This is a genomic window from Erwinia wuhanensis (genome assembly GCF_030484085.1).
Taxonomy (GTDB): domain Bacteria; phylum Pseudomonadota; class Gammaproteobacteria; order Enterobacterales; family Enterobacteriaceae; genus Erwinia; species Erwinia aeris.
In genome coordinates this window covers 71,853-87,847 of the sequence record NZ_JAUJUH010000002.1, presented here as the reverse complement: position 1 = coordinate 87,847, position 15,995 = coordinate 71,853, and the positions used below count along the sequence as shown (strand labels likewise).

The following is a 15,995-nucleotide window of genomic DNA, read 5'->3' as shown; positions in this document are numbered from 1 at the left end:
ACCGCCTGTATATCGGGAAGTTAAAATAAGGAAGAACCGTGGTTGAAGCTTTTGCGCCAGAAGATGAGCCAGCCGCGCGCGCGTCGCTGACGAGCGCCGTTTCCTCTCTGGTAGAGAGTCACCCTGAACACAGCGGCATTTATCCGCTGGAAGAGGGCCTGGACGCCTTTGCCGCCCGCTATCAGCTGATGGCTAATGCCGAACGCACGCTGGATATTCAGTACTATATCTGGCAGGACGATATGTCCGGCCGTCTGCTGTTCAGCGCCGTGTTGGCGGCAGCCGATCGCGGCGTGCAGGTGCGGCTGCTGCTGGATGACAACAATACGATGGGGCTGGACCACACGCTAAGCGAGCTGAGCCGCCATAAAAATATTCAGGTTCGGCTGTTTAATGCCTTCTCGTTTCGTACGCTGCGCGCGCTGGGCTATCTTACCGATTTCGCCCGGCTTAACCGCCGTATGCACAACAAGAGTTTTACCGTCGATCGGGAAGTCACCATCGTGGGTGGCCGTAACGTAGGCGATGAATACTTTGGCGCCGGCGACGAACCGCTCTTTTCCGATCTGGATGTGATGGCTATCGGCCCGGTAGTGAACGAGGTAACGGATGACTTTGAACGTTACTGGGAAAGCCATGCCGTGCAGCCCTTCAGTAAAGTGGTGGATATTGAGCATGAAGCTGAACGCGCAGCGGCGTCGCTGCCCGCCGAGTGGCTGAATAACCCGCAGGTGAAACGCTATCTGCAACGTATTGAAGTCTCCTCCTTTACTACGCAGTTGGCCGCGGGCGATCTGCCGCTTACCTGGGCTAAAACGCGCCTGCTCAGCGACGATCCTCGTAAGGGATTGGGCCGTGCCAAAGCGTCGACGCTGCTGCCACAGCGTATGTTAGAAGTGATTGGCCAGCCCCAGCGGCAGTTCGATATTATCTCCGCCTACTTTGTACCTACTCGCGCGGGCGTGGCACAGCTGTTAGGGCTGGTCAGAAAAGGCGTAAAAATAGCGATTTTGACCAATTCGCTGGCGGCAAACGATGTGTCGGTGGTTCATGCAGGCTATGCCAAGTGGCGCAAAAAGCTGCTGCGGCACGGCATCACGCTTTACGAGCTGAAACCTAACACCGGGCTACGTGAAAAGCCGCACGATCGCGGCCTGACCGGGAACTCCGGTTCCAGTCTGCACGCCAAAACTTTTAGCGTCGACAGTGAAAAGGTGTTTATCGGCTCGTTTAATTTCGATCCCCGCTCGGCCATGCTCAATACCGAAATGGGTTTTGTGATTGAAAGCGAACCGTTAGCCACCAGCATCCATCAGCGTTTTATCAGCCGGATCCGCGACCGCGCCTGGACGCTGCGGCTGGATAAATGGGGCAGGGTAAACTGGGTGGAATATCCCGGAGAAGGCGATAAGGAGATCGTTCATCGTCACGAGCCGGGTACGCGTTTTATTCAGCGGCTGCTGGTGCGGCTGGTCTGGCGTTTGCCTATAGAGTGGCTGTTATAAAAGGCCCGGCGTCGCCGGGCCAGTTTTCAGGCGCTATTTTTGCGGCAGCTTGCCCGAAAAGAGAAAGCGCAGCACCGGGATCCGCAAATGGATCTCGTAAAGCATAAACGCGATACCGAAGACGAACACCAGACCGGCGAAAAAGCCCAGCGTATTGCTGCCGATATGCGGCACCAGGAAAATACCGTAAAGGATAGTCAGCGGGTGGTGCACCAGGTAGATAAACAGGGAGGCGTTGACCAGATAGGTCACGCGAGGCGAATGGCTGTTCAGCAGGCGATGTCCCAATGAAAACACCACGTTAACCATCCACAGCCCCATCATCATTGATACCACGGCGTCAATCTCATAGAGCCAGCCTTCGCCTTTACTCCATGTCTGATTAGCAATATAGGCGACAAACGCGAGCGCGGAACCGATAAACGTCCAGGGCACAGGTTTAATTAAAAGGGCCTTAATCGCCGGATATTTCCACGCCATCGCGCCCAGTATAAAGAAGGGCAGGAAGAACAAGGTTTGCATAACCACAAAATTAAACAGGGCATTGCTTAACAGCTGCGGCTCGAAAATAAACAGCAATCGCCGAATCGCTCCCCAAATCACGCTGCAAAGCAGGATAGCCAGGCTAAGACGTGTCCAGTTCAGCTCGGAATAGTCCGTTAATTGTCTGCCGTCACGCAGTTTTTTAAACAGCCATGCGCCGGTCAGGGTCAGCATAACCAACACCAGCAAAAACCACAGGTGCGAGATAAGATCCCAGCTAAGCGCATTAAATTTCTGATAAAGCGTTAGCTGGCTCCAGTCGCCAATTCTCGCGGTCCAGGCCTTTAGCATAAAAAACTGCGGCAGCGTCAGCAGCGGCACGGCCGCCAGCATCGGAATGCCTACACGCTCCAGACGCACCTTCAGCCAGTACTGCGGGCTGTAGCGCAAAAAGAGCATATAAGAGAAATAACCTGAAATAACGAAGAATACCTGCATCCTGAATGCGTGAATAAAATCATTCAGCAGCGTAAGCCATTCGGAAGCGTGCGGACTATTTACTGACCAGCTTTGGCTGGAATAAATCAATGAGACGTGAAAAGGTACGCCTAAAAGCATCAGGTAGGCTCTGATCGAGTCAAAAAAATATTCTCGCTGCCCGGATTGTTTTGTCATATTCGTCCCATATTCAACACGTTACAGCGTTTGCTCACCCTGAGCCACGCTAAAGCTTACCGCTTACTCTAGTGGAGAAAACACAGGTATACTATCAGGGGAATCCGTATCCGCTAAGCAGTTGAGAACAGGGCGCTAAAAGCAACAAATGCGAGGAACAAAAATGTTGTTGAGCTGTCGGAATTGCGAATTATCCATTAAGATGGATGGGATTGATTTAAGCACACGAAAGGGGGGGATGTGCTGATTAAAATGAAAAATAAGCCAAAACTGATGAAATTGCGTCTGATTGGCGCAACGGTTTTGCTGTCAATGTATGCCAGCTCCGGCTGGGCTTTCAGCATTGATGATGTAGCAAAACAGGCGAAAGATTTGGCCGGGAAAGGGTATGAAGCGCCCAAAAGCAATTTACCTTCCCAACTGCGCGAGATGAAATATGCTGACTATCAGCAGATCCAGTTCAATCGCGATAAAGCCTGGTGGAGCAAGCTGAAAACCCCGTTCAAGCTGGAGTTCTATCACCAGGGCATGTACTTCGACACGCCGGTGCAAATTAATGAAGTGACGGCGTCTACCGTTCATGAGATTAAATATTCACCGGACTATTTTAATTTCGGCAATGTTAAGCACGATCCTGAAACCGTCAAAAACCTTGGGTTTGCCGGATTTAAAGTGCTTTATCCGCTTAACAGTAAAAATAAAAAAGACGATGAGATCACCAGTTTCCTGGGTGCCAGCTATTTCCGCGTTATCGGGGCTGGTCAGGTTTACGGTCTTTCGTCGCGCGGGCTGGCTATTGATACCGCGCTGCCTTCCGGCGAGGAATTCCCGCGTTTTAAAACGTTTTGGGTAGAACGACCAAAACCGGCCGACAAGCATCTGGTGATCTACGCGCTGCTTGATTCGCCACGCGCGACCGGCGCCTATCGCTTCCTTATCACGCCAGGTAAAGAAACCACTGTCGACGTACAGTCGAAAGTCTACCTGCGCGATAAAGTCGGCAAGCTGGGCGTAGCGCCGCTGACCAGCATGTACCTGTTCGGCGCTAACCAGCCTTCCTCGCAGGTTAACTATCGTCCTGCTCTGCATGATTCCGACGGCCTGTCGATCCATGCCGGCAACGGCGAATGGATCTGGCGTCCGCTGAATAACCCTAAACACCTCGCGGTCAGCACCTTTACCGTAGAGAATCCAAAAGGCTTCGGCCTGCTGCAGCGCGGCCGCGATTTCTCTCAGTATCAGGATCTGGACGACCGTTACGATCTGCGCCCAAGCGGCTGGATTGAACCGCAGGGCGACTGGGGCAAAGGACGGGTGGAACTGGTAGAGATCCCGACGGCTGATGAAACCAACGACAACGTCGTGGCCTACTGGACGCCGGAAAGCCTGCCGGAGCCGGGCAAAGAGATGAACTTTAAGTATCGTCTGCACTTTACCCGCGACGAAAGCCAGCTGCACTCGCCGGATATGGCGTTTGTAAAAGATACGCTGCGCTCAACCGGCGATGTGAAACAGTCTAACCTTGTTCGTCAGCCGGACGGCACGGTCGCCTTTATCGTCGACTTCGCCGGTCAGGATATGAGCAAGCTGCCGGCCGATACGCCGGTTGCGCCTCAGGTCAGCATCGGTAATAACGGCGAGCTGGTGGAAAACAGCGTTCGCTACAATCCGGTCACCAAAGGCTGGCGTCTGGTGATCCGTCTACGCGTTAAGGACAACAAACAGCCTACAGAGATGCGTGCTGCGCTGGTTAACGGCGACAAAACGCTGACCGAAACCTGGAGCTATCAGTTGCCTGCCAATGAATAAGACTAACGCTGATTATATTGATGCGCTGCCTCTGCCCGCGGAGCGGAAAGAGGCGCTGCTGAACGCGCTGCCTGACCAGTCTGAGGCGGCTTTTAGCCAGCTGCATCAGACGCTGGGCGAGCCGCCAATGCCGGAGCGCGCGGACGACGCGCCGCTGGCTTCGGTGAAATCGCGGATTGAGATGACGTGGCCGGATGCCGTGGGTAAAGGCGAACAGTTTGCCGAAGATGCGCTGCATCGCACCACGCTGAAGGCGATGCCGCCCCACACGCGTTCTTCTATGTACCCGGAAGCCTGGCGTACTAACCCGGTGTCACGCGCGTGGGATTCTCTGCGCGGGCATAAAACCAAACCGCGCTATGCCAATGCCGAAGAGCAGCGTGCAGAAGATAAATGGCGTCACGTCGGATCGATTCGCCGCTATATCCTGCTGCTGCTGACCATCGCGCAAACGGTGATCGCCACCTGGTACATGAAAACCATTCTGCCTTATCAGGGCTGGGCGCTGATCGATCCTATGGAGATGATCAACCAGAACTGGCAGCAGTCGGTGCTGCAAATTCTGCCGTACGTGCTGCAAACCGGGATCCTGTTCCTGTTTGCCGTGCTGTTCTGCTGGGTTTCCGCCGGCTTCTGGACGGCGCTGATGGGCTTTTTACAGCTGCTGATCGGCAAAGACAAATACAGTATCTCGTACAACAGTAACGATAACGATCCCATTAACCCGGAACATCGTACCGCGCTGATTATGCCGATCTGTAATGAGGATGTGGAACGCGTTTTCGCTGGCCTGCGGGCTACCTGGGAGTCCGTGGTCAGAACGGGCGAACAGCAGCATTTCGATGTTTATATCCTCAGCGACAGCTACAACCCGGACATCGCGATGGCCGAGCAGAAAGCGTGGATGGAGCTGGTACGTGACGTGGGCGGGGAAGGGCGCATTTTCTATCGCCGTCGTCGTCGCCGCGTGAAGCGTAAAAGCGGCAACATTGATGACTTCTGCCGCCGCTGGGGCAGCCAGTACAGCTACATGGTGGTACTGGATGCGGACAGCGTCATGAGCGGCGAATGTCTGACCGGCCTGGTGCGTATGATGGAAGCTAACCCGAACGCGGGTATCATCCAGTCTTCGCCGAAAGCTTCCGGTATGGACACGCTCTATGCGCGCTGCCAGCAGTTCGCCACGCGCGTCTACGGGCCGCTGTTCACTGCCGGTCTGCACTTCTGGCAGCTGGGCGAGTCGCACTACTGGGGCCATAACGCCATTATCCGCGTGAAGCCGTTTATCGAGCATTGCGCGCTGGCACCGCTGCCGGGCGAAGGCTCATTCGCCGGTTCTATCCTGTCGCATGACTTTGTGGAAGCCGCGCTGATGCGCCGTGCGGGCTGGGGCGTGTGGATCGCTTACGATCTGCCCGGCTCCTATGAGGAGCTGCCGCCAAACCTGCTGGACGAGCTGAAACGCGACCGCCGCTGGTGTCACGGCAACCTGATGAACTTCCGCCTGTTCCTGGTTAAAGGGATGCATCCGGTACACCGCGCGGTGTTCCTGACCGGCGTGATGTCCTATCTGTCGGCGCCGCTGTGGTTCCTGTTCCTGGCGCTGTCAACGGCGCTTCAGGTGGTGCATACGCTGATGGAGCCGCAGTACTTCCTGCAGCCCAGACAGCTTTTCCCGGTCTGGCCGCAGTGGCGTCCCGAACTGGCGATAGCGCTGTTCTCTACCACTATGGTGCTCTTGTTCCTGCCTAAACTGCTCAGTATCATCCTGGTGTGGTTTAAGGGAGCGAAGCCTTATGGTGGCGTGGTGCGCGTAACCGTTTCGCTGTTCCTGGAAGTGCTGTTCTCCGTCCTGCTGGCGCCGGTGCGTATGCTGTTCCATACGGTGTTCGTGGTCAGCGCCTTCCTGGGCTGGGAAGTGGTCTGGAACTCGCCGCAGCGCGATGACGATGCGACCCCATGGAGCGAGGCGTTTAAACGTCACGGTTCCCAGATGGCGCTTGGCATCGTCTGGGCGGCAGGCATGGGCTGGCTGGATCTGAACTTCCTGTGGTGGCTGGCACCGATCGTCTTCTCGCTGATCCTCTCGCCTTTCGTGTCGGTGTATTCAAGCCGCTCCACGACCGGAATGGCGTCGAAACGCGCTAATCTGTTCCTGATCCCGGAAGAGTTTGAGCCGCCGAGAGAGCTGGTCGACACCGATCGCTACAACGCGCTGAACCGTGAACGTGCGCTGAAAGATGGCTTTATGCACGCGCTGTTCAATCCGTCGTTCAACGCACTGGCCAGCGCGATGGCCACTTCGCGCCACCTGAAAAGCGATATTCTGGAATTCGCCCGCGATCGCCGTGTCGAGCAGGCGCTGAGCGAGTCACCGGCGAAACTGGATCGCGATCGTCGTCTGGCGCTGATTAGCGACCCGGTGACGCTTTCCAGAATGCACTATCGTCTGTGGCAGAACGCCGATAAGTATCACGACTGGTTCGATTACTATCAGTCGCTGCGTATGAATCCGCTGGCTATTCAGCCAACGAAAATCTGATGCAGGCATAAATAAAAAATCCGGGAACGCAGGTTCCCGGATTTTTTTTGCCTTAAGGAAGAGGCGTTACTTTTTCGCTTCTACGCCCGGCGCGGCGTCGCGCGTCATAAACTGCTCGGTAACGTCCGGCAGATGATTCAGCGCCCAGTCGGCCATTGCCACTTCCTGCTCGCGGATCTGCGCGAAAATTCTTGCGCCTTCGGTATCGCCAACCAGTTCAGCCGCCGCAATCAGCGAGGTGTAGCTGGCAATTTCCAGGTTCTCAAACACATAGCTGCTGATAGCGCCTTTCACGACTTCATCATCCGCCATCATGCCGCCCATCGCCTGACCAAAAGCGGTCAGTTTACCCATGGTATCTTTAAAGACGGAATTTGAAGTATCGTAGCGGTCGATAACCGACTGTACCAGCGCCTGCTGCTGACGAGTTTCTTCAATATGCTGCACGATACGGGCTTTCAGATCGGGATAATGCTCAAGACGTTCTGCCTGTTTTTCCAGCATGCTTTCCGCCTGTTTTTCCATCGCGTGCGCATCTTTCACCCAGGCTAAATAGTTCTCTTCATGCGTTGTCATGGTGTACCTCTTGATTGAATTATTTTCCGGGGGCCAGCTTCTGGCGTTACTGCTGCTCAGCGATGACGGTAAGCTTCTCGTCAGTGGCCTTCTCTTCTTCCAGCGTTTCGCCCAGCAGGCGAGCAGCCTCTTTATAGCCCAGCTTTAAAGCCAGCGCGCGCAGCGTGCCGTAAGTGGCAATCTCATAGTGCTCGACTTTTTGCGCCGCGCCGATCAGGCCAGCGTCACGAACCGGGCCAGCCTCCACGGAATCAATAATTTCCTGGGCTTCTTCTACCAGGCCTTCAAGCGCGTGGCATTTCATTCGCTTAATGCGCACGCCGTCGGTGCTTTCCACCAGCTGGTCCAGACGCTCTATCTGGCCCTGAGTCTCTTCAAGATGCTGTTTGAAAGCGGCTACCAGTTTTTCATCGGTAGCGGCACGCGCCATTTTAGGCAGGGCGCGAGAGATTTGTTTTTCTGCGCTATACACATCCGACAGGTCATGAATAAATAAATCTTCCAGCGTCTTGATGGTCATATTTCACTCCATTTCAATAACAGGAAAGAAAGTGCAAATTCACACTCTGTAAAGCTACAGGAATAAGGTTAGCCTGGTCTGAGCATTTCGGAAGGCAAGAAGGGGAGAATATCCTTTTCAAGGAATATTCTGAGACAGCGGTCACAGACAGAGGGGAAAAAATATAATTAACAAATAGTTAACTTATGAACGTTATCAACGACCCACGCTGGCGAGCTGTTAAAAAGTCGCCGGAGGTAAAGCATCTGGAAACGTCAGACTTCCAAAAATAGCGGCGGTACTTTACGGAAAAACAGTTCGTTTTGCCCGCCAACAGATACTGTGGCGGGCTTAAGATTAATTAAACCGTTGCCTGGGCGCTTGCCATTCCCGGTACCAGGATAATCTTGCGACAGTCTTCCTGACGCTTTTCAAAGATCTCATAGCCACGTGCCGCCTCTTCCAGCGGCATATGGTGGGTAACGATCTCTTCGGGTTTCAGGTGGCCCTGCTCGATCAGTTTCAGCAGATCGGGAAGGTAAGCGTGAACGTGAGTCTGACCCATTTTAAAGGTCAGCCCTTTATCAAAGGCATCGCCGAACAGGAAGCCATGAATAAAGCCCGCATAAACGCCCGGTACGCTGACAATGCCGCCACGGCGCACGGCCGCAATGCACTGGCGTAGCGCTTTGCCGCTGCTGCCTTCCAGCTTCAGGTTGCTGAGCACGGTTTCCGTCAGGCTGCCTTTGGCCTCAAACCCTACCGCATCGATCACCGCATCCACACCGCGATGGCCTTTGGTATTTTCAATAATCCAGGCGGCCGGATCGTCATTTTCATCAAAATTGATCGGGATAACGCCATAGCGCTCGCGCGCAAAGGCCAGCCGGTAATTATGATGGTCAATCATAAAAATCTGCTCGGCGCCCGCCAGTCTGGCGCAGGCGGCGCTGAGTAAGCCAACCGGGCCGGCGCCAAAGATAGCCACGCTGGAGCCCTGTTTGACTTCAGCGTTCTGTACCGCCTGCCAGGCCGTGGGCAGAATATCGGAAAGAAACAGCACTTTCTCATCCGACAGCGTATCCGGCACTTTAAAAGGGCCGGCGTTGGCTTTCGGCACGCGCACGTATTCCGCCTGTCCGCCGGGAATACCGCCATAAAGGTGGCTGAAGCCGAACAGCGCGGCGGGCGGCGTGATTTTTTTCGGGTTCAGAATGGCACCGCGGCCGCTGTTAGTGGTTTCACAGGCGGCATACTGATGCAGATGACAGAAAAAACAATCGCCGCAGGCAATCACAAAGGGAATAACCACCCGATCGCCTTTTGCGACTTTGGTCACGCCACTGCCTGCTTCCACCACTTCGCCCATAAACTCGTGGCCAAAAATGTCGCCATGCTCCGTGCTGGGAATTTTTCCGCGGTAAAGATGCAGATCGGAACCACAGATAGCAGTGGCCGTTACGCGCAGAATAATATCGTCTGCGGCTTCAATCGTCGGGTCGGGCATGTTATCAACGCTGACCCGATGCGGGCCGTGGTAGGTAAGGGCTCTCATAGTCTCTGCTCCGGTATTTTTTTCAGTCTCACGTCAAGGCAAAAAAATTTGCGTTTACCAAGCATAGAACATGAAAAACGAACGCAGGGCGCGCGGCGAGCCGAAAGGTCAAACATCGGACAAAGAGAAGGCTAAAATTAAGGAAGATTTTACGGATATTTTGCGCTGCGCAGGCTTACTGCCCTTGGCCGTTGCTGTACAATGGCGCGTTTTTTATACGGATCGGGAAAGGTAATGACCACACTGTTACGTGCTTTATTGCTGGCATGCTGCCTGACGATGCTGACCGGCTGCGGCAGCATCATCAGTCGAACCCTGCCCGGACAGGGGCACGGCAATCAATACTATCCTGGCGTGCAGTGGGATGTCCGTGATACGCCCTGGCGCTTTCTGACGATTATCGATTTGCCGCTGTCGCTGGTTCTCGATACGTTGCTGCTGCCGGTGGATGCGCACCACGGACCCTACGAGTAAAATTACTCCCAGCGGTCTGCGCGGTCGGAATCGCTGTTATCGTCTTCCCACTCGTCCGCCGCTGCTTTGCCTTCTTCGGTATCGCCCGGCGGCTCCAGCTGAAATTCGCCTTCATCCCACTCATGCAGCGTATTTTCCGGCAGCCACTCCTGACGCAGTTCGATCTCGTCAAAATCACCGTCGAAAATGGCCTGTGCCGCTTCACCGCTGCGCAGCGCCAGCACCTCTCCCTCTTCGATATCATCCGCCAGGAACTCCGCCTGCCACATGATATCGCCATCCTGCATCACATATTTTTGCAGGTTGAACTGGCTGACCGCGGCATCGTCCTCTTCCATCTCCGGATTAGCGGCCAGAAACTCTTCACGCGCAGCGTCGATAGCCTCTTCCAGGGTTGCATACATGCTCATTGGGTATCTCCATAACGAAAAATGCAGGTTTTAAAGAAGGATAGTAGAAGATCGGCTGCGGTAAACCCGGCGAAGGAAAAAAAGATGAGATAATTTATCTATTAGTATTAGTTAGTTACATAAAAATCGGACAGGCGGCTGACGAAAAGTCTTAAGTCAGAGGGCAATCTGTCCCGAGGCGCCTGGCCACCGTTTATCGTATCCGGTGGCCAGGGGACATTTGGCTACCTTTTATCGCATCCGGCGGCCAGGGCACCTCCGGTCAGGCGTCAGCCATCGCCCTTTTATATTTACGCAGAAGCTGCTGGATATCGTGCAGTCGGCCTACCGCAACCGAAGTGAGTTTCTCTCTGGAAACGTTGCGATCAAGGGAAATGCAGTCTTTCCAGAGTGAACGTCCGGCAATCACGCCAGAAGCGCCGTTGCGCAGGGAGATCTCCACCTGTCGCAGAAAGGTCTGGTGATCGACGCCGGCAGACAGCACCGCCCAGGGAATGGAACCGCAAATTTCGGTGACGCTGGCGCAGGCGGCTTCTGTCCCCGGATAGGGTATTTTCAGCACCTTAGCGCCGCAGTCAATACAGGCACGGCAGCCATCCTGAATAAGCTGAGGAATTTTATTCTGATAAGTCTCCTTGTTCTCATTTTCCAGTTGATAAGTCAGGAACTCCACTACCAGAAGCAGATCTTCACGCGCGAAGTCGGCAATAACCTCACGCAGCGTGGCAAGGTTATCGGTATTAGCCTCAGGCGTATCCGTACGTAAATAAATCATAATTTTTCCACCCGTGGCACCCAGCTCACGCACCTTACGCGCGTTAATGCCTTCAACCATTCTGGAAATACGGTAGCCCTGCGGGGAGAGATCCCAGCCGGAAGCATCCAGCCCAACCAACAGCGCGGTATCACGCGGCACCACGTTTTCATCAACAATTCCCGGCACGGCACAAATGGGATCGACTAATACGCAGCCTGCCTCTGCCGCCAGATAGCGGGTAATGTCATATTTAGTTTTGCCTAAGGTTTCGTTGCTGATTTTTGCCTGCTCTTCGGGCGTGGCGGCTAACAGCGTTCTCATTCCTCCCCGCTGATCGCAGGCGATGACCATCATTGAACCGGTGGCATCACAAATCATTTGATAACCACGACGTTCTGCTGTTGTCATTTTATTCATAAGTCTGATCCTTATAGAGCTGATTATCGGAAATAAACTAAACGCGGCTGAGGAAACATTCGATCCAGGAAATAATTTCGCTATCGTTAATGCCTTTATCCTGATCGGCGATAAAGGTATGTCCCAATTGCATTGGCCGGGCTTTACCTGCAAGATCCATTAATTCAGGAATATAGTCTTCGCCCGGGTGGCCTTTAACCCGGCAGGCGCAGCGCGATTTATAACGTTGAGCGACCAGTTGCGGCGATATCTGATTCCATATTTCAACAGTGTGCTGACAGCCGGAGACGGCCAGATAATGCTTTAAAATTTCTTTTTCGCGAAAGCCAAACCAGGCGTCCATAATGAAAAGCGTTTTTTTCGGTGCCATCCGCACAATATTAAACATGGCCTCATAGGCGGCATAGCCCAGCTTGCGGTTTAAGGGTCTGTCGATAATGTCCGCAAACTGAAGCATAAAGGGTTCTTTAATCCCATCTATACTTAATACCGGCGCATTAAGGCGTTCGGCAAGCATTTGCGCGATGCGGCTTTTCCCGGATGCCGGGATACCATTGACTAAAATTATTTTCTTCATAATAACCTGATAATTTCATCAACCGTGGTGGCTTGTCTTATTTGTGCCAGCGTCTCCGCTTTGTCCAGTAGTTCTACAATAGAGGCAATCCCTTGCGTAATATGCGTGTCGCTGTCCATACCGCTGAACATCACGATAATATCAACTGGCTCGCTGTCGCTGATTGAGACAGGGCGCGCCAGAGTGAGCAGACTAAAACCATTTTTAATAACGCCGCACTCCGGTCGCGCATGAGGAATGGCTATGCCTTCTTCAAACACATAATAGGCGCCGTATTTTCTGGTGTTATCGATAACGGCCTGGGGATATTCAGCAGTGACGAATCCTCCTTTAATTAATGGCGCGGCGGCGATTGCTATTAAATCTTCCCAGGCTTCGACGTTTATGCCGATCTGAATATACTGGTTCTGTGCAAGAAACTGTCGGATGCTCATATCACCTCATATATTTCTGCGGATAGTATTTCTCAGTTCATCCATTCTTATAAACAGGTCATCGACGCGGTGACGATAGTTTTTCCGGGAAGAGAAAATTTTAATGGCCTGATTATATTTAACCATTAGCTTTTTCTGCGTGTTGCTATCCGTCGGGTTTTTCGATAGCGCCGATTCCAGTAGAGATAATTCGTCTTCTGTTCTTAATGCCTCTTCGTCATCTTCACTATTTTGCTGCTGGTGCGATGATGTAAAAATATTCTTCAATTTTGCAAACATCAGCCTCTCCACATTTTTTATTAATCCGTTTCGGTTTTAACAACGTCAGGAAGGGAATGCCCGGTCAGTTTGCGATTAACGAACCAGGTAATGAAAATGGCAAAGGCGATAAAGCCAGCCACGAACAGCCAGTCATGTTGCAGAGCGTGCCCTAATACCAGACCTGCGCCGATAACATCGGAATCACTGAAGGTGACGCCTTGAAAACCAAAGTTTTCCAGCAGCGGCACCAGAATGGCGGGTAATAAAGTGATAAATAAGCCATGCACCACGCCGCCAATAATGGCACCTTTTCTGCCGCCCAGCGCGTTGCCAAATACGCCGGCCGTTCCTCCGGCAAAGAAATTCGTCAATAGGCCGGGCAAAATCATCGCCAGACCAAACAGGGGAAAAACAATCATACCAATAAGGGAACCAACGGTAGTGGCAAGAAAGCCGACGATGACCGCGTTGGGCGCGTAGGGGAACAGCACCGGACAATCCAGCGCGGGTTTGGCATCGGGCACCAGGCGCATGGCAATACCTCTGAATGCCGGAACCAGCTCGTTCAGCAGCAGGCGTACGCCGCTATAAAGCACAAATACCCCGGCGACAAACTGCATCGATTGCATAAAGGCATACATAAGGTAGTTGGTGCCCCCGGCGAACCGGGCAATATACTCCGGCCCGGCGACAAACGCGGGGATGAGGTACATCGGCACCATCACCACGGCCATCGACAGGTAGGTGTCCTGTAAAAATTTGAAGTGATCGGGCAGCTCTAAATCTTCCGTGGAACGGGAGTTCTTACCGATAGCGCGCGCTACGGCGGCCTGAACCAGATAGCCAAGCGTACAAAAGTGGCCAAGGGCAATATCGTCCGAGTCGGTGATTTTCCGCACTACGGGCTGAGCGATAGCAGGCATCAGGACGGCCATCACGCCGCCAAATATGCCGCCGGTAAGGATAAGCGTGAGGCCGGTCAGCCCGGCTTTGTAGCCGATGACCGTGCCGATCGTGGCCATCCACAGCAGCGCCTGGCCGGTAAGGAAGATATATTTAAACGGCGTAAGGCGTGCAATCAGGATATTGACGGCAAAAATGACCAGCAGCGTCAGCGCCACTTCCGATCCCAATTCGCGGTTAGCCACGCCGGCGATGGCCGCCACGTCGGTAATGTAGCCTTTCATGCCAAAGCCGCTGGTAAAGATATCATTGAGAAAGGTCAGCGTTTCTACAATGATATTAATACCCGCCATCATAATCAGAAAACCGAGCAGGGTTTTAAATGTCCCCTCAAGCGTTTTCCCGAAGGATTTTTTTTGCAGGATAAGGCCAGTCATAGCAATTAAAGCGATTAAGATGGCAGCCTGGCCTAAAAAATCTTTAATAATAAAATGAATGATTGCGTCCATTTAACACCTCACTTTTTTTGGGTGCCTAACCAGGCCAGGATTTTCTCTTCCAGTTCTTTTTTATCGGTCAGCTTATTCAGGATGATGACCCGTTTTTTTTCTTCCTCACTGGCGTCGGAATTCAGAATGTCAGCAAATATTTTTTGTGTGAGGATAATGTCATACTTAAATGACGAAGCTTCCGATACCGTGGTGTGATCGATATCAGCATCAATAGATAATTTATGAAGAACAGACTTCGCGCTCATTTCAATAGCAAAGCTTGAGCCGAGGCCGCAGCCACATACGCAGAGTACTTTAAGCATGTTATTACCCTCAGATAAGATTATTTACTTTAGCCAGTTTGTAGAAGTTACTCTCTTTATCTAGCAAACGTTTGTCAGAGTCATTCAGATCAATAGGGATGGCTTTGTTATTGTTGTTGATGACGATAATTTTATTGGTCAGGCCGCTATTAATACATCTGACCACTTCTTCAGCCAGGATCGCGCCCTGGATAATTTCCTCCCCTGTTGGAAAACCGTTGCGTAAACCATAACCCATAATGGTTTTTCTGATCCTGATGCCAACCTTGTGCTCAAGTTTGCCGATCATGGTATCAATCGCACCCTGGAAACCGGGCGTATACTCTTTGGTATAGCCTTCGGAGCAAAGGATAATAACGCTGTTCTGCTGCGCTGCTTTCTGCCTGATGGTTTCTGCCAGTAAATCGATATCCCAAACCGACTCAGGAATAAGCGCAATATCCGCATTGCTTTTCAGGGCAGCCTGTAGGGTTAATTCACCGCAGTAGCCGCCCAATAATTCGATCATAAATATTCTGCCGGGAAGCCCGCGGCCGGTATTGCGCAGTTTGGCAACCTCACTGATAACCTGTTCGCAGGCGGTGGAAAAGCCGATAGTGTAGCTATTGCCGATAATATCATTATCGATCGTCATGCCTATGCCATAGCAGTTAATACCGTAGCCGCTAAGGATTTTTAAAAACTGGAAAGAACCATCGCCGCCGCCCATAACCAGACAATCAATTTTCTTTTTACGGATGTTTTTTACAATTTTTTCATACTCAGCTTTTTTACATTTTTCTTCTTTTCGACCGGAGGCGATAAGCGGTACCGGCGACAGGGAAAAATCAACAAGATCGCGGCGTGCTATATCCTTCGCGCTGTTTTTAAGCAGGCCGTTAATTCCACCATCAAAAATAACGATTTCATAATTCGTCATTCTGTTTATCTGAAACAGGACGTTGTTTATACCGCTGACATCACCGCCGCTAATGACCAGCCCTATTTTCATCGCCGACCTCAAATTAAATTTTTATCGTTAATCTGAGAATCGATGTTAAAGATGCCTGAATTATATTTTTCGAAGCCGGTCACACTTTAAGGATGAAATAGCCCCGTGCCGGTCATTGACAGCAATAAAAATGACTTATTTTTGTGATGGACATCACCATGGAAAACAGCGTTAGTTCGGGATTTTTATATAACTATATGTTTATTAATGGATTAATTTTTGTGAGCTAAATCTCGCTCGCGCCGAATAACGTCAGAAACAAGTTGTTGCGGGATTTGTGAGTGAATTCACATTAAAGCAGGTTTTGATTTGA

At 52.2% G+C, this 15,995-nt stretch carries 17 protein-coding genes; 5 read left to right on the top strand and 12 right to left on the bottom strand.

What is annotated here, in order from left to right; translation table 11 throughout:
• Positions 1-38 precede the first annotated feature (38 nt).
• Positions 39-1,505, top strand: a complete 1,467-nt coding sequence (locus QZH36_RS04830; RefSeq protein ID WP_394149898.1) for a phospholipase D family protein — start codon at positions 39-41, stop codon at positions 1,503-1,505.
• Positions 1,506-1,538: 33 nt separating this feature from the next.
• On the opposite strand, the gene mdoC is transcribed toward QZH36_RS04830, so the two are convergent.
• On the bottom strand, positions 1,539-2,663 hold the full coding sequence (gene mdoC, locus QZH36_RS04825) for a glucans biosynthesis protein MdoC (RefSeq protein WP_253454636.1): 1,125 nt from the start codon (positions 2,661-2,663) through the stop codon (positions 1,539-1,541).
• A gap of 270 nt (positions 2,664-2,933) precedes the next feature.
• Here mdoC and QZH36_RS04820 point away from each other — a divergent pair, with 270 nt between their 5' ends.
• Together QZH36_RS04820 and mdoH are read left to right on the top strand one after the other, a co-directional pair.
• Positions 2,934-4,472 carry a glucan biosynthesis protein G gene (locus QZH36_RS04820; RefSeq protein WP_253461026.1) on the top strand — a complete coding sequence of 513 codons (1,539 nt, stop codon included), beginning with the start codon at positions 2,934-2,936 and terminating at the stop codon, positions 4,470-4,472.
• Positions 4,465-7,014, top strand: coding sequence for a glucans biosynthesis glucosyltransferase MdoH (gene mdoH, locus QZH36_RS04815; RefSeq protein ID WP_253454635.1), 2,550 nt, complete (start codon positions 4,465-4,467; stop codon positions 7,012-7,014). Before QZH36_RS04820 ends, mdoH begins: the two co-directional genes overlap by 8 nt.
• A 66-nt stretch (positions 7,015-7,080) precedes the next feature.
• Here mdoH and QZH36_RS04810 read toward each other — a convergent pair whose 3' ends face one another.
• From QZH36_RS04810 to QZH36_RS04800, 3 genes are all read right to left on the bottom strand, one after another.
• Positions 7,081-7,590: a ferritin-like domain-containing protein gene (locus tag QZH36_RS04810; RefSeq protein WP_125288643.1), complete on the bottom strand. Its 510-nt coding sequence runs from the start codon at positions 7,588-7,590 to the stop codon at positions 7,081-7,083.
• Between the two features lie 46 nt (positions 7,591-7,636).
• Complete coding sequence (locus QZH36_RS04805; RefSeq protein WP_125288642.1) at positions 7,637-8,110, bottom strand: YciE/YciF ferroxidase family protein; 474 nt, start codon at positions 8,108-8,110, stop codon at positions 7,637-7,639.
• Positions 8,111-8,450: 340 nt separating this feature from the next.
• Positions 8,451-9,644, bottom strand: coding sequence for a zinc-dependent alcohol dehydrogenase (locus QZH36_RS04800; protein ID WP_253454634.1), 1,194 nt, complete (start codon positions 9,642-9,644; stop codon positions 8,451-8,453).
• Positions 9,645-9,714: 70 nt separating this feature from the next.
• Between QZH36_RS04800 and QZH36_RS04795 the strand changes: the two genes are divergently transcribed.
• Positions 9,715-9,879, top strand: a complete 165-nt coding sequence (locus QZH36_RS04795; RefSeq protein WP_253454633.1) for a hypothetical protein — start codon at positions 9,715-9,717, stop codon at positions 9,877-9,879.
• Positions 9,879-10,118 (top strand): YceK/YidQ family lipoprotein, encoded by a 240-nt coding sequence (locus QZH36_RS04790; protein WP_253454632.1) that lies wholly within the window; start codon positions 9,879-9,881, stop codon positions 10,116-10,118. The genes QZH36_RS04795 and QZH36_RS04790 overlap by 1 nt, the downstream gene beginning before the upstream one ends.
• 2 nt (positions 10,119-10,120) lie before the next feature.
• Here QZH36_RS04790 and QZH36_RS04785 read toward each other — a convergent pair whose 3' ends face one another.
• The 8 genes from QZH36_RS04785 to QZH36_RS04750 all read right to left on the bottom strand — a co-directional run bounded on the left by QZH36_RS04785 (position 10,121) and on the right by QZH36_RS04750 (position 15,682).
• Positions 10,121-10,528 (bottom strand): MysB family protein, encoded by a 408-nt coding sequence (locus QZH36_RS04785; RefSeq protein WP_125288639.1) that lies wholly within the window; start codon positions 10,526-10,528, stop codon positions 10,121-10,123.
• A 262-nt stretch (positions 10,529-10,790) separates the two neighbouring features.
• Positions 10,791-11,702, bottom strand: a complete 912-nt coding sequence (locus QZH36_RS04780; RefSeq protein ID WP_301729743.1) for a tagatose-bisphosphate aldolase — start codon at positions 11,700-11,702, stop codon at positions 10,791-10,793.
• 37 nt (positions 11,703-11,739) lie between these two features.
• Positions 11,740-12,279 (bottom strand): P-loop nucleotide/nucleoside kinase family protein, encoded by a 540-nt coding sequence (locus QZH36_RS04775; protein WP_301729742.1) that lies wholly within the window; start codon positions 12,277-12,279, stop codon positions 11,740-11,742.
• Complete coding sequence (locus QZH36_RS04770; protein WP_253454629.1) at positions 12,276-12,713, bottom strand: PTS sugar transporter subunit IIA; 438 nt, start codon at positions 12,711-12,713, stop codon at positions 12,276-12,278. The genes QZH36_RS04775 and QZH36_RS04770 overlap by 4 nt, the downstream gene beginning before the upstream one ends.
• Positions 12,714-12,719: 6 nt before the next feature.
• Complete coding sequence (locus tag QZH36_RS04765; RefSeq protein ID WP_253454628.1) at positions 12,720-12,992, bottom strand: hypothetical protein; 273 nt, start codon at positions 12,990-12,992, stop codon at positions 12,720-12,722.
• Positions 12,993-13,012: 20 nt separating this feature from the next.
• A complete protein-coding gene (locus QZH36_RS04760; RefSeq protein ID WP_253454627.1) occupies positions 13,013-14,386 on the bottom strand; it encodes a PTS sugar transporter subunit IIC in 1,374 nt (457 codons plus the stop codon).
• A gap of 8 nt (positions 14,387-14,394) precedes the next feature.
• Entirely contained in the window at positions 14,395-14,691 is a 297-nt protein-coding gene (locus QZH36_RS04755) for a PTS sugar transporter subunit IIB (protein WP_253454626.1), read from the bottom strand.
• A 10-nt stretch (positions 14,692-14,701) separates the two neighbouring features.
• On the bottom strand, positions 14,702-15,682 hold the full coding sequence (locus QZH36_RS04750; RefSeq protein WP_301729741.1) for a 6-phosphofructokinase: 981 nt from the start codon (positions 15,680-15,682) through the stop codon (positions 14,702-14,704).
• Positions 15,683-15,995: the final 313 nt, after the last annotated feature.

Bases quoted from the DNA above. Each gene is read 5' to 3' on its own strand.
- mdoC (WP_253454636.1), bottom strand. From the start codon at position 2,663: ATGACAAAACAATCCGGGCAGCGAGAATATTTTTTTGACTCGATCAGA.
- mdoH (WP_253454635.1), top strand. From the start codon at position 4,465: ATGAATAAGACTAACGCTGATTATATTGATGCGCTGCCTCTGCCCGCG.
- QZH36_RS04810 (WP_125288643.1), bottom strand. From the start codon at position 7,590: ATGACAACGCATGAAGAGAACTATTTAGCCTGGGTGAAAGATGCGCAC.
- QZH36_RS04805 (WP_125288642.1), bottom strand. From the start codon at position 8,110: ATGACCATCAAGACGCTGGAAGATTTATTTATTCATGACCTGTCGGAT.
- QZH36_RS04800 (WP_253454634.1), bottom strand. From the start codon at position 9,644: ATGAGAGCCCTTACCTACCACGGCCCGCATCGGGTCAGCGTTGATAAC.
- QZH36_RS04795 (WP_253454633.1), top strand. From the start codon at position 9,715: ATGAAAAACGAACGCAGGGCGCGCGGCGAGCCGAAAGGTCAAACATCG.
- QZH36_RS04790 (WP_253454632.1), top strand. From the start codon at position 9,879: ATGACCACACTGTTACGTGCTTTATTGCTGGCATGCTGCCTGACGATG.
- QZH36_RS04785 (WP_125288639.1), bottom strand. From the start codon at position 10,528: ATGAGCATGTATGCAACCCTGGAAGAGGCTATCGACGCTGCGCGTGAA.
- QZH36_RS04780 (WP_301729743.1), bottom strand. From the start codon at position 11,702: ATGAATAAAATGACAACAGCAGAACGTCGTGGTTATCAAATGATTTGT.
- QZH36_RS04775 (WP_301729742.1), bottom strand. From the start codon at position 12,279: ATGAAGAAAATAATTTTAGTCAATGGTATCCCGGCATCCGGGAAAAGC.
- QZH36_RS04770 (WP_253454629.1), bottom strand. From the start codon at position 12,713: ATGAGCATCCGACAGTTTCTTGCACAGAACCAGTATATTCAGATCGGC.
- QZH36_RS04765 (WP_253454628.1), bottom strand. From the start codon at position 12,992: ATGTTTGCAAAATTGAAGAATATTTTTACATCATCGCACCAGCAGCAA.
- QZH36_RS04760 (WP_253454627.1), bottom strand. From the start codon at position 14,386: ATGGACGCAATCATTCATTTTATTATTAAAGATTTTTTAGGCCAGGCT.
- QZH36_RS04755 (WP_253454626.1), bottom strand. From the start codon at position 14,691: ATGCTTAAAGTACTCTGCGTATGTGGCTGCGGCCTCGGCTCAAGCTTT.
- QZH36_RS04750 (WP_301729741.1), bottom strand. From the start codon at position 15,682: ATGAAAATAGGGCTGGTCATTAGCGGCGGTGATGTCAGCGGTATAAAC.